This window comes from Streptomyces sp. NPDC032126, from assembly GCF_055580085.1.
The window spans coordinates 68,454-80,972 of the sequence record NZ_JBVIMA010000014.1; the positions used below are offsets into that span (position 1 = coordinate 68,454).

12 protein-coding genes are annotated in these 12,519 nt (G+C 70.2%); 5 read left to right on the plus strand and 7 right to left on the minus strand.

Annotated elements, in window-relative coordinates; genetic code table 11:
- The first annotated feature begins 541 nt into the window (after positions 1-541).
- The 4 genes from ACZ5NW_RS35760 to ACZ5NW_RS35775 all read left to right on the plus strand — a co-directional run bounded on the left by ACZ5NW_RS35760 (position 542) and on the right by ACZ5NW_RS35775 (position 5,554).
- A complete protein-coding gene (locus ACZ5NW_RS35760) occupies positions 542-1,285 on the plus strand; it encodes an AMP-binding protein (protein ID WP_468748201.1) in 744 nt (247 codons plus the stop codon).
- 312 nt (positions 1,286-1,597) lie between these two features.
- Positions 1,598-2,665: a glycosyltransferase family 4 protein gene (locus ACZ5NW_RS35765; protein WP_468748230.1), complete on the plus strand. Its 1,068-nt coding sequence runs from the start codon at positions 1,598-1,600 to the stop codon at positions 2,663-2,665.
- A 207-nt stretch (positions 2,666-2,872) separates the two neighbouring features.
- Complete coding sequence (locus ACZ5NW_RS35770; RefSeq protein WP_468748202.1) at positions 2,873-3,115, plus strand: hypothetical protein; 243 nt, start codon at positions 2,873-2,875, stop codon at positions 3,113-3,115.
- A gap of 1,086 nt (positions 3,116-4,201) precedes the next feature.
- Positions 4,202-5,554, plus strand: coding sequence for a tetratricopeptide repeat protein (locus tag ACZ5NW_RS35775; RefSeq protein ID WP_468748203.1), 1,353 nt, complete (start codon positions 4,202-4,204; stop codon positions 5,552-5,554).
- A 113-nt stretch (positions 5,555-5,667) separates the two neighbouring features.
- On the opposite strand, the gene ACZ5NW_RS35780 is transcribed toward ACZ5NW_RS35775, so the two are convergent.
- Together ACZ5NW_RS35780 and ACZ5NW_RS35785 are read right to left on the minus strand one after the other, a co-directional pair.
- A complete protein-coding gene (locus ACZ5NW_RS35780) occupies positions 5,668-6,339 on the minus strand; it encodes an HNH endonuclease family protein (RefSeq protein WP_468748204.1) in 672 nt (223 codons plus the stop codon).
- A gap of 338 nt (positions 6,340-6,677) precedes the next feature.
- Positions 6,678-6,923 (minus strand): hypothetical protein, encoded by a 246-nt coding sequence (locus ACZ5NW_RS35785; protein ID WP_468748205.1) that lies wholly within the window; start codon positions 6,921-6,923, stop codon positions 6,678-6,680.
- 165 nt (positions 6,924-7,088) lie between these two features.
- Here ACZ5NW_RS35785 and ACZ5NW_RS35790 point away from each other — a divergent pair, with 165 nt between their 5' ends.
- The gene (locus ACZ5NW_RS35790) at positions 7,089-7,238 is read left to right on the plus strand and encodes a CbrC family protein (protein WP_468748206.1); all 150 of its coding nucleotides are present in this window, start codon (positions 7,089-7,091) and stop codon (positions 7,236-7,238) included.
- Between the two features lie 283 nt (positions 7,239-7,521).
- On the opposite strand, the gene ACZ5NW_RS35795 is transcribed toward ACZ5NW_RS35790, so the two are convergent.
- The 5 genes from ACZ5NW_RS35795 to ACZ5NW_RS35815 form a co-directional block, all read right to left on the minus strand.
- Positions 7,522-8,397, minus strand: coding sequence for a class I SAM-dependent methyltransferase (locus tag ACZ5NW_RS35795; protein ID WP_468748207.1), 876 nt, complete (start codon positions 8,395-8,397; stop codon positions 7,522-7,524).
- Between the two features lie 80 nt (positions 8,398-8,477).
- Positions 8,478-8,906, minus strand: coding sequence for an HGxxPAAW family protein (locus ACZ5NW_RS35800; protein WP_468748208.1), 429 nt, complete (start codon positions 8,904-8,906; stop codon positions 8,478-8,480).
- A 49-nt stretch (positions 8,907-8,955) separates the two neighbouring features.
- The gene (locus ACZ5NW_RS35805) at positions 8,956-9,399 is read right to left on the minus strand and encodes a winged helix-turn-helix transcriptional regulator (protein WP_468748209.1); all 444 of its coding nucleotides are present in this window, start codon (positions 9,397-9,399) and stop codon (positions 8,956-8,958) included.
- Between the two features lie 89 nt (positions 9,400-9,488).
- Complete coding sequence (locus ACZ5NW_RS35810; RefSeq protein WP_468748210.1) at positions 9,489-11,069, minus strand: MFS transporter; 1,581 nt, start codon at positions 11,067-11,069, stop codon at positions 9,489-9,491.
- A 91-nt stretch (positions 11,070-11,160) separates the two neighbouring features.
- Entirely contained in the window at positions 11,161-12,366 is a 1,206-nt protein-coding gene (locus tag ACZ5NW_RS35815) for an Acg family FMN-binding oxidoreductase (RefSeq protein WP_468748211.1), read from the minus strand.
- Positions 12,367-12,519 lie beyond the last annotated feature (153 nt).

A 12,519-nucleotide genomic window follows, 5' to 3' on the forward strand; every position in this document is an offset into this window, starting at 1 on the left:
CGCTCACGGCCCCCAGGAGGGGGAGGCCGGAGCACGAGCATGCCGTGGCCGTTCGTGCCGATGCTCTGACAGTGAGCACCAGCGGGTTCGACGTGCCACGGCCTGCTCGCAGGACGGGGGCGCCTGCCCCTGCGGGCCCGGACAGGGCTAGATCGACGGGGCATCAGGGTCGGCCAGGTAGCTGATGGAGCCATGGGAGTTTTGGCGCATGGGCTGCGCAGTTCCTCCGGGCGCATCACCATGGTCCGGTAGAACTCAATGTTCTCGTAGGCCAGTTCGACCATCTCCGCGGCGACGGCATCGAGCCTGCCGAGCCAGGATTTTGGCCAGCTCGGCCACCAGGAGTCTGGGCACTGTTACGTGGACGTGGCCGAGCCTAGGGCAGCGTCAGTGACAGGTTTCTCCCCAACGACTGAATCCCCGCGCGGTCGTTGTCGACGAGGACAGAAAACCGTGTCGATGACGACATGGTGTCCGGCAGGTCCCTGTTGCGAGGATCGTCACGTAAAGATCAGAACTGCATGCATGAAAGCGACCTGACGTGAGCAATCTCGCCACTACCCTGGCGGACGCGGCCGAACGACACCCACAGCGACCGGCGGTGCGCGTCGACGAGAGTGTCCTGAGCTATGCCGAGCTGGACGAGCTCAGTGCCCGGGTGGCCGGCGGGCTGCTCGCCCACGGCGTGCGCCCCGGCGATCGCGTGGGGATGAGACTGCCCAACGTCCCGGCCTTTCCCGCCCTCTGTTTCGGTGCTCTGCGCGCCGGGGCGATCGTCGTGCCGCTCTACCCCCGGCCCCGGCTGGTTGCGCCGCGGCCCCGCGGCACCGCCTGCGGTGCACGACTTGTCTTCTATGCATCAGACGCCGAGCGGGCCCAGGAAGCCGAGACGGGTGACACGACGCTCGTCCCGATCAGCCCCGCCTTCCTCGACCAGGTGGCCTTCTGGCCCCAACACCCTGCCGTGGTCGACCGTGCCGATGCTGACCCGGCAGTCATTCTCTGCACCGGGGAAGCCGTCAAGGGTCCGTGGGGCACCGTGCTCACGCATGGCGCGATGCAAAGCAATCCGGCCCTGACCTCCAGGGCGCTGTTCGACGAGGCAGCCGTGGACAACGCCTCGGAATCTGTGCCGGCATTCTCCTCCGGCGGTCGGGCCTACGGCCTCAGCGCGGTGCTCCTAGCCACAGCATGCCTGCCTGCGGGACCAACACCCCCCACACCGGCCGCACCCGACGAGTCAGCCGCCACGACGCTTGCACCCAACGCCGGGAGCGGGAGTTGACGCTCCGGCGGCAGATCCTGAAAGTGCTCAAACAGAGCGACACCCTCGACGATGCCGAGCGGGCAGACCTCTTGGCCGGCCGCGCCGCCCAGACCGCCGCGGGCGACAACCCACCCCCAGCGAGGTCATGACTGTGACGTTCCCAGAGATCGCGTTCGTCATGGACACCGATCAGACCCGCCCCGCCCGGCATGAATCCGGGCCAGCCCCAGGGACCCCGGACCGGCCGTACGGCCTGTACGAGGAGATCCAAGGAGACCCCCGGTGAACCCCACTGCCCCCTCACCGTCCCGGCCGCTGGCCGCGACCTTCATGGACCTGCCCGCAGGCAGCCCCGGCGGCAGCGTCGGACGCTACCTCAGCCTCTACACCGGCGAGAGCCCCCTCATTCCGGCCCGTGCCTTCATGCTCGCTCCCACCCACCCACGCTTGCGCCTCCCGGGAGGACTGGAACTGCTGTCGGTGGCAGGCAAGTGCCTTCACGGCCCGTCCTTCGGCCGCTACGTCCTCGCCCTGCGCAGGGCCCTCACGGCCGCACTCGACCCAGCCCGGATCGGCGTCCTGCACCTGCAGCACCTCACATTCGGCGCCACCCCGGCCCTGATCAGGGCCCTGCCCGCGCACCCGAGGATCGCCCTCGTCCACGGCACCGACCTGATCTGCGCCAGGGCCCACCGCGACCAGATGCAGATCCTGCGCGAGACCGCACGGGCCGCCGATGCCATCGTGGTGCCCACCGCTGCGATGGCCGACCTCCTGCTCAAGCTCGCCCCGATCGACCGCCGCAAGATCACTCACATCCCGTGGGGCATCCCTGACCACCTGCTGACCGCTCCGCCTGCCAGGCCACCCCGTTCGCCAACGAGCCATCTGCGACTGCTGTACGCAGGACGACTGACCGCCGAGACGGGCGCCGCACACCTGGTCAGCCTGGCCGCGATCCCCGGTGTCGAGCTGAGCGTCGCCACCCCCCAGACCCAGTTCCAGGCACTGGCTCCGCTTCTGCAACGCACCGGGATGCGGATCCGCTACCTCGGCTGGCTGCGCCGCCCACAGTTGTGGCGGGCCTTCACCGAGCACGATGTGCTCGTGAAGCCGGCGCTCGCACCGGAGACCATGGGGTTGGTGACCCTCGAAGCCCAGGCTTGCGGGCTGCCTGTCCTCTACCAGCGGGTTCCGGGCCTCACCGAGACCTTGGCCAGCTCCGGGATGGCGACCGACTTCACCCGCACCGCTCCCCTCGCCCGCGAGATCGAGCGCCTGCGGACCGCCCCCGGACTTTTGCCCGCTCTGCGGCAGGCCGGATACGCGAATGCCGCCCGCTACCCCCTCTCCGCAACCGCACACGCCCTGGACGAACTCGGCCGCCAGCTCACCTGACGGTCTCTCCAGCCTGCCCCCGGCGCAGTTGTCGACCGCTGGTGGCTTTGGCCACGACGCCGAGTCCAGCTCGTGGGGCCAGCAGCCCCAGTTCCCCCATCCGAGGTGTCCCGGCGCGACAGCCGCCGGGACACCGCCCACCGCACGGCCTGGCCCGCCCACGGCACTGGGCTGACCGGCGGGCAGCCGACGGCGAACAGGAAGACCATGACCTACGCAGGCCAATCCGATGACCCATGCGGCTTCGAGCCCGACGGGGCCACGACGACGATGTGGTTCACGCCCGTCACCCGTGTGTGGCGCAGAGGCAATGAAGCGGTTCTGCGTGCCGACCTGGAACCGATTTTCACCGAACTCGTTCGGCAGTGGGAGGCAGCCGGTCGATTCGTCCCCGGACGGGCGGATGAGGAGTGGACGGCAATTGCCCGCCGCTACCTCCGGCCGAACTGAACCGCATACGCGACGAGCACCGAGGGGTGAGCTTATTCCGCTTTGACGGACACCATAGGTGTGGTGGTCAGACTGCGAGTGCGGTCTCGTATTCGGCGGGACTGCGATAGCCGAGGCTGCTGTGCAGACGGTGCAAGTTGTACCGGCTACCACATACCACCGGCCTACCGCAGGGATCACCACACGTCACCACTGCCGACAACACTCCGAAGAGGTCAGTAACCACGTCCACGTTTCCCCCCGGATGTCCGCGTGCGCGGGCGGCGCGGGGTCTGCCCGCTACGGCCGCAATGTAGATATCCCACCAGTTATCTGTCTGCACTCCCAGAAGATCAGGGCTGGGCGAGGATGCGGGTCCGGAGGAGTTCGAACGAAGCCCGGCCGCACATAGCCCGCTTGAGCGTTTTCACCCGGTTCACACGCCTTTCGACGACCCCGGTACTCCAGAGGAGACTCTTCACGGGCTTCAGTGCGCCCTGTTCGGCCTGCCGGATCCACTCCCGCAGGAGGTATCCGCGCTGGTGGCGGACCATATCGGCCGCCCCAGCGGATTTTCGCGGGTGCGCCTGCCCGGCTCGTCAGCCCGTCAGGACGACCGGCTGATACGGCGTTCGCCCCCCGGGCAACTGCAGCAACCAGGTCAGCGAGTCCCCGGGGGTACACGGTTTCGGCCGGTGGACCAGAGCTCGTCCTCGGTCCACCAGCGGTGCTCTCAGATGTTGCCCACCCCGAGCGCCAGTTCGTCACGAAGGTCGTCCGCGTCACGCTCGAGGGACTCGTGGCCAAAAGGGAGGTCCAGCGCACCAAGCAAGGCACATCCGTCTTCTACGCCGGCCCCGAAACGCCCGAGCCGACGACCGCGCCCCAGACAGAGACACAGCACAAAGACACCAAACCGCTGAAGCACGTAGAGCGACACCGTGCCGAGCGCCCGGGCAAAGCGGTGGTGTCCGGGCCTCAATAGGGAGGAGCCCCGCCTCCGACAGTCGTTGACGCTCCGTCGCAGACCTCGCCCGCTGGCGCCTCCGCACAGCCGATGTTCGGGGCTGGAGGTGGTGTCAGAGGGAGGGGCTACGGTAGGTCGCTGTGGACGCTGCTGATCTTGACTATCGGGCCCGGACGCAGTCCGGCTGCATCCCGCCGCATCTGGTCTCCCGGCTTCTCGAACTCGGCCATCCCGAGAAGGTGGAGTTCTGGGCTGGCCACGGGGAGTGGTTCTGTGCGCGGGAGTGGGCGCGGCTGCTCGGTGCTCAGGGCCGGCAGGCTGAGGCGCTGGAGATACTCGCCCCGTATCTGGCTACGGGCTGGTGGACGGCGACCAGGAGCACGGCGGAACTGTTGGAGAGCTGGGGGCGGGCCGACGAGGCGATCGTGCTGACCCGAACACGCATGGAGGTCGGGCACCCGTTGGCGCTGGAGTTCTATGCGCGATTGATCGCCCGGCACGGCCGCAGCGACGAGGCATTCACTCTGCTGCGGCCGCACATCGACGAATGGTTCCTCGCTGCGGCCCTGGTCTCCGTCGCGGAGGCAGCCGGCCTTGATGAGGAAGCCGCAGCGCTGCTCGCCGCTCGGGTCCCCGACGAACACCGTTGTGACGCTCCGTGGTGCTGTCGCGGCCTCGCCCCCGACACGGCGATCGGCTTGCTCGCCTCGATCCGCGAGCGCCAGCGCCGCGTCGACGAAGCAATCGGCCTGCTCCGCACCCGCAAGGTCACCTCGGTCAACGGCCGGGACCAACTGGCCGATCTGCTGGCCCGGCACGACCGGACCGAGGAACTGCGCGCCTACGCAGCAGCCGAGGGGCTGGGGCACGCTGCGCATCGCCTCGCGGAACTGCTGGAGCAACGCGGCGACACGGAAGGGGCGATCGCGGCATACCGGCAGGCTGACGCATCTGCCGCCTGCGACCCCAACTCGGCCGTCCGGCTCGCGCAACTGCTGGCCCGGCACGGCCGAGGGAACGATGCGATCGAGGTCATGCGCCACCAGGCCGACGCCCGCAACGGCGACGACTGGATCCTCCACACTCTGTCCGACCTGTACCTCGACCAGGGCCGCCCCGAGGACGGCCTGGCGCACCTCGACGCCCTCGCCGCCACCCGCGGCGGCCGGGAGGACTGGGACCTGTTCCGGATACGGCTTCCACTCATGGCCGCCCGCAACGGGGTTGACGAAGCGATGGAACAGGCCCGCTCCCACCCCGAGGGCCGCACCTGGTACGCGGCACCGCACATCGCCGAGCTGCTCGCCGACGCCGGACGCACCGAGGAAGCCGTCGCCGTCCTGCGCCCCCACTCCCCCGCAAACAGCCACGATCTGGCCGGGTACCTCATTGACCTCGACCACATCAACGAAGCCATAGCCGTCCTTCACCAGGACAAAACCCGCCCGCCACAGCCCCCGACCACCGACCGGAGCGAAGATCCCCCGTTCTAGGAACCCAAGACCTCACGACTGGGACCGTCCCACCGGCCACCTGCGCCCAAACACGGGCCCGGGGGTTGCTGTCCGGGCCGGCGCTTCCTCGTGATGCTGGGCAGGACGCCTGGTCAGCGTGCGAGGGTGACCTCGATGGGAACGTTCGGGCAGCCCTCGAGAGCGCCGGCGAGGGCGTCCTGTTCTGCGGGGTCGACGGTGAGGCCCCAGCGGGTCTTGTCGGCGATCCAGTCGGTGACGTAGGTGCAGCGGTAGCCGGCGGCCGGGGGCTGCCAGGTGGCGGGGTCCTGGTCGGCCTTGGACCGGTTGGAGGTTGCGGAGACCGCGATCAGGGCCCGCGGGTCACCGAGGTCGTTGGCGTAGGCCTCGCGTTCCTTGGCGGTCCAGGCAGAGGCGCCGGAGTCCCAGGCCTCGGCGAGCGGGACGAGATGGTCGATGTCGAGGCCTCGCGGCCCGTCGATGTACCGGTCGTCATACGGGGAGTACCAGGAGCCTCCGGTCAGCAGACAGCCGGAGCCTTGCTCGGGCGCGGTGACGGCCTCTGCGATGAGGACTTCGGCGCGGGTGTTGCAGCCATCGCGGTCGGCGTCGATCCAGTGGCGGAACTTGTCGCGGCTGTAGCCCGTGCGGTCCTCATCGGTAACGGGAAGCGCTGCGAGGGCGTCGCGGACGGGCAGGGCGACGGTGTCGCCGGGATCGGCGGCGTGCGCGGTGGTGGCGGGGGCGAGCAGGGCGGCGAGGGCGGACAGGACGGCGGCCGCGCGGGCAATGCGGGTGGAGCGCACGGAAGTACCCCCTTCGGAGATCACAGACAGGTCGTGATCTTCGTAGCGGGAAGGCGCCCGGGCCGCCCGGTGATCGGGGCGCGGTCCACCCGTACGGGTGGTAAGTCAAACCGGGTGCCATGTGGGCCTGCCGTGGCGGGCGGGAGCATGCTGGGATCAGGGACTCCTGCGGGAGCGGGCACACGCGTGGGCTACGACGGCGTCGCCGATGAGCTGTACGGGCTACGGCCGGAGGACTTCGTCGCCGCCCGCGATGCCCCGGGCGGCAGCCGGGCGCCGCTGGCTTGGCGCATGCGCGATGTTGTTGGCAGGACGCCGGGCGACCTCCGGGCGGGACATTACGGCCGGAAGTCCGGGTGCGTGGAGAATGCGGCGAAGGCCGTGCCGCGCAGCGACCAGCCGAGGGCTGCATCTGCCCGGCGAAGTGGCTGTGCCAGTCGTCGTCGTGGTGCGGGGTACTCGAACTTCTCCTCCTCTGTGACCTTCGCCCGCTCGGCGATCCGCTTCCTTGAGGAGTCTGCAACTTCGAGCTCCTGCACATCCAGGACTGGGCGTCGCGACTCACCGCCCTCGACGGCAGCCACCTCGCCGCCGCCTCCCGCGGCCGCGCCGTCTCCGCCGTCCGCTCCTTCTAGACCCACTGCGAGGACGACCTCGGCGCGGCCCGCTGGAACCTCCCCCCGCGCCGCGCGCTCGCCGGGCCCACCCCGCCGGCCGCCCGCGAAACCCTTCACCCCGACGCGCTGGAGATGCTGCGGCAGGAGGCCAACGGCTGGGGCTGGCCGTCGGAGCAGGTTGAGCACTTCCTCGGCTCGCTGGACAAGGACGGCGAGGCGACAGCGTATCTCTTCCGGTGCCGGGTCTGCGCAGCCCACCTCGCGTACGCCGACTTCGCATAGGCCCTGCAAACGGGTCGAACGACGTTCCGAACAGTGTCACTCACCTAAGAGGTCGGCGGCGCGGACGGATGTCTTGGCGTGAAGCTGCGTGCTCTCCAGACCGCGCTGTCCACCGAGTCCACCGGAACCAAGACCGCCAGGAGTGAGTCTGGTGCACCACGCCGCAGCCTGCGGCCCGGTCTGCGGCTTGGTGTGCCTGATGCGGCCAAGACCGCCTCCAGGGCCTGACGGCTACGGAGGATGTGGGGGTGGGTCGGGGCCCAGGACGGGGGTGCGTGCGACGTCAGACCACTGGTGCCGGGAGTACTGCGCTGAGCGAGTACAGGATGGGCAGATAGGTGTCGCTGAACGGGAACCGGTACAGGCCGTCCCGGCCCTGCGGCAGGATGTGACGCCCGTCGGTCTCGGTTTCGGTGTACTCGCCGAGGCGCTCCACGACCAAGCCCGCCGAAGCGGCCGCCGTCACGATCTCGCCGACCGAATACGGATACTGGGTGGACTTCCTTGGCTCGACGAGAGCGTCGGCGTGGGCATACGTGCCCGTCATCGCGTCGTGCTGCGGTGCGCCGCCACCGTAGGGCCAGTCGGCGACGAACGGGTCGAACGTGAGCACCGTCTGGAAGACGGGGTGAAGGTCCACGAGAATCAGTCGGCCGCCCGGCCGCAGCGCTGTCGCCACACCGCCCATCCAGGCGCCAAGGTCCCCGATCCACAACAGGACCCCGTAGGTGGCGACGACCAGGTCGAACCTGCCTGCCAGAGCGCCGGGGAGACGCTGGGTGTCCGCTTCCACGAACTCCGCGGCGAGACGGGCCTGTTCCGCCAGGGCCCGTGCCCGTGCTATCGCCTTTGAGGAGAAGTCCACGCCGGTGACGCGTGCGCCCAGGCGCGCCCAGTTCAGGGTGTCCATACCGAAGTGGCATTGCAGGTGGAGGAGATCCTTGCCGGCCACGTCGCCCGCGAGTTCCCGCTCGATCTCGCGCAGCGTCTGCCCGCCGGCGAGGAATGCCTGCACGTCGTACGACCGGTCCTCAGGGTCGGTTCCGTGGAATTCGGCGAGGTGGTCCCAGAGGGCCCGGTTGGCCGCGAGGCCGTCCGCGGCGGCCACTACGCCGTCCTCTCGGGCGCATACGCCGTCAGGTGTGTTCTGCGCAGCCATTGCAGGCCTCTCCTTCGCTTCTGTCGCTTTCTGTTTGCGTTCCAAAGACGCTTTCCGACGGGCAGTTGGCGGCGCGGCCGCTAGAGGAGCGTCCGCCCCTCCTCCACAGTCCCCGCTGCCTGGATGCCCGAGCTGTGCGGGCTCTGGCGCGGCGGCGGCACGCTGGCCGCCGCGGACGTCGGCTGTGCGCTCTTCGCCACGGCCTCGACTCGCCTTCCGGCCGTGCGGCACCCCTGGCAGTCCGGGTGCCCCCGCCGGGCGTCGAGGTCCTTCACCCGCCAGTCCCACTGGTCAGTCGCGCGGGGGCCGCTGGGCTTCCCCCAGCCCGCCAGGTGGAGAAGCCAGGTGATGACGGCGGCCAGGGCGATCACTGCGACGCCGGACATCACCAAGGCCGCGGACACTGCGATGACTCCGAGACCTGCGACGCAGAAGCCGACCAGTGCGACGCCTGTTCCGGTCCAGCCGGCGACCGTATGACCCAGGTCGACATTTTCGTGTGCGCTCATCTTTCCTTCCGATTCTGTGGATGTCGCCGGCGCTTACGACGAGGCGCTGTCACCCCTGGCCGTCGTGCGACCGCTCGGGCCAGCGCGGCCCGTCCCCCGCCAGGTCGCGTTGCGAAGGCCGCGCTTCCGCAGAGGCCCTCGCGGGGAGGTGGTCCTGTGCCCACACGGTCAGGGCGGCCAGGGGAATGAGGAGTGCCTTGCCGTCAGCGGCGAGCGTGTAGACGGTAGGTGTGGGGGTGCCCGGGTGGGCGGTTCGGGCCACGAGGCCGAGGGCGGTCATCTCCCGATGTCGACGGGTGAGCAGACCCTCGCTGAGGCCGGGGACGCGCTCATGAATGAGGTGGAGGTCGGCCGGGCCCTTGGCCAGGGCCGTGATGACGAGCCCGGTGCCGCGTGTGCCGAGGAGGGCGAAGGCCCGAGTGAGGGCTTCCAGAGGCTCCGGCAACCGCTCAGGGCCGGGTTGGTGCGCCGTCTGGGTGCGCAGCGTCGCCATGTCGGTTCCCTTCCCGGTACGGCGCGCGGGACGGATCGTGGTCCCTCGCGCCGCCCGTCGTGGTGGATGTGTCCGGCAGTCGGCCGCTGCTACGCCGTCACCCGCGCCGTGTCCCGCTCCGCGCCGCCGGTCTGTGTCTCCACGGCGGCCGTGCCGGGCTTGCCGGCCCCGCGCAGCAGGAGCGTGACGACCACGGCGGCCAGGACGGTGGTTGCGGCGGCGCTTATAAGTGCGAGCTGCATTCCGGAGGCGAAGGCGTCGCGGGCCCGTTCGATCAGTGCGGGATTGCCCGTGGCGTGGCCTATGTGGTTGGCGGCGGCGAGGGAGGAGCGTGCCCCGTGGGCGACCGGGGCGGGGAGCCCGTCGGTGTCGAGCTCATCGCGGTACCGGGCACTCATGAGGCTGCCGAGAACGGCGATGCCCAGGGCGCCGCCGAGTTCCCGGGACAGGTCGTTCACGGCGGATCCCACGTTCTGCAGGCGTGGCGGCAGGGCGTCGGTGATCGCCGCGGTGGCCGGCGTCGTGGCCAGGCCCATACCCGCGCCGAGCGGCACGAGTCCGCCGACGACCAGCCAGTACGAACTGCCGGCGTCGAGCTGGGCCAGCACGACCAGGCCGGTGGTGACCAGGAGGAGGCCGATGGTCCAGGGGCCGCGGGCGCCTCGCCGGGCGACCAGGCGCGGGCTGAGACGGGCGCTGGGGATCATCGCCGCGGACATGGGCAGCACACTCACCGCGGCCATCAGGGCACTGTCGCCGCGCACCAGCTGCAGGTACTGCATGGTGACGAAGATGAACCCGAAGAAGGCGAAGAACTGCAGTGTGGTGGAGATCGATCCGGCCGCGAACGCCTTGTGGCGGAACAGCCGCGGGTCGAGCAGGGGATGCGGGTGCCTCAGCTCCCAGGCGACGAAGGCGGCCAGGACGACCAGCCCGAGGGCGATCCCGGTCAGGGTGCGGGTGCTGACCCAGCCGTGCTCGGGTGCCTCGATGACCGAGTAGACCAGTGCCCCCAGTCCCGCCACGGTGAGAACCGCTCCGGTCACGTCCACACGCTTCCTGCCCGGCTGCGCGGACTCCGGCACGAAGACGTGGGTGCCGACGAACGCCACCCCGGCCATCACCGTGTTCAGCCAGAACACCGATCGCCACGACCACACTTCGAGCAGCGCTCCGGAGGCGAACAGCCCCAGCGCGGCGCTGGCACCCGCGACCGCCGCCCAGATGCTGATGGCACGCGCCTGCTGGCCGCGCGGGAATGTGCTGGTGATCGTGGACAGCGTGGCGGGCATGACGAAGGCGGCGGCCACACCGAGTACCGCACGCAGGGCGATCAGGACGGCCGGCTCGGTCGTGAAGGTCGCGGCCAGCGACACGCCCGCGAACAGTCCGACACCGCCGAGCAGGGCCCTGCGGCGGCCGAAGCGGTCGCCGAGGGTCGCTGCGAGCAGCAGGAACGAGGCGAAGATCAGGCTGTAGGAGTCGATGATCCACGACAGCTGGGTCTGGTTGGCGTGTGTCTCCTGGGCGATGTTGGGCAACGCCACGCTCAGCGATGCCATCGCCGACACGACCGTCGCCAGGGCCAGGCAGGTCACGGCCAGAACGGGGCCGGTGCGTACTGCGCGCACCGGCCCTGCGGCCTGGTGCGGAACGGGGGAGCCGGGCATGGGGGTACCTCCTGTGAACGAAACGGGGGGCAGAACGGAACTGGTGGACGGGCGGCGATCAGGGTCGGCCGCCCCTGCCGGGGTCAGCTGGTCACGGCGTCGTCACGACGTCGTCGAGGCTGCGGCGCGGGCTGAGGCCCGGTGTGCGCTCGGGGTGGCCGATGCGGAAGGAGAGCAGGCCGGTCGAGGCGGGGCGGCCGAGGAGGGCGGCCCAGCGGGCGGAGAAGACGTCGGGGTTGCCGGCCGCGGTGTCGCGGTCGATGCGTTCGGTGATCTGGTTCATGTGGTGCAGGCCGAGGCCGAGTGCGGTGGCGGTCAGGTGTATCCGGGCCAGTAGCCGGCCGCCGTTGACCTGGGCGGTTCGGTCGGTGACGTCGTCGACCGTGATGACGCCGTAGGCGGCGGCGGTCGCGGTGTGCACCTCGCGGGTGGCCTTGACCCAGTAGGCGTCGCCGTCCTTGCGGGACTGCGCCGGCAGGAGTTTCGCGGCGAACAGGGTCAGCCCGCCAAGGCCCTGACCGTCGAGGGTGAGGCCGTCGCGGTGCTGGTCGATGCTGCGGCGCGAGCTGCGGAACCAGGTGAACGCCTCGGTCGACTGGGCGGTGTCGGCGGTGATCGCCTCGGTGGCCTCGACGTAGAGCTGTCCCAGGTGCTCACGCGCCGCCCTGTCGGTGATCCACAGCACGCTCGCCCCGTCGACGCGAGAGCTCTGCTCGGTGAACCCGCTGAGGTCGACGGGTTCGGATGTGTACGGGCCGCGGTTGGTGTGCCGGTGCGGGATCGCGGCGGCGAGGTCGTGGTCCCGTCCGGTGCCGCTGTCCCGCAGCACGATCCGCGCGACGTGCTCCGAGGCGATGCCGTCCGGGAAGAGGACGACCTTCGTGGTGAATCCGGCCGGTCCGGCGGCGATCACCATGTTCTCCACGGCGCAGCCGAGCCCGGCGAAGTGCTCGCGTCCACTGGCGTCGTTGAGCGGCGTACGCCGGCTCGGGTCGGAGTGCACGTCGATGGTGTGTCCGGCGACGTGGATGCGCCAGGGCTGGGTGTTGTGCGGGTTGCAGGCCAGGACGCCGGCAGTGACCACCTGCTCGATGCCGGACATCGAGCTCCAGTCGTGCCAGAGGTCGTACGGGTCGCCGGATCCGGCGCTGAAGGCGCCGTTGGTGATGGCCCGGAGCCCGCCGAAACCCACACCGACGGTGGCTACCGAGCCGATGCCGAGACCGGCCAGTTTCAGCGCGTCCCTGCGGGTGAAGGCGATCTCCGGTGGTTCGTCTGTGACGGTGTCAGTGGCCATTGCGTCTCTCCTGTCGCGCGGCCCCGGGATGTGCCAGGAGACTCGCGCCGGACAGGGTGTCGGCGCACCACCCCGCCGCGAGATGTACCCGGGGTGGTGGGGCTGGCAGAATCGGCGTCGGGTTGCGGTGCCGGGCGGAAGGTCGGGAGCGTC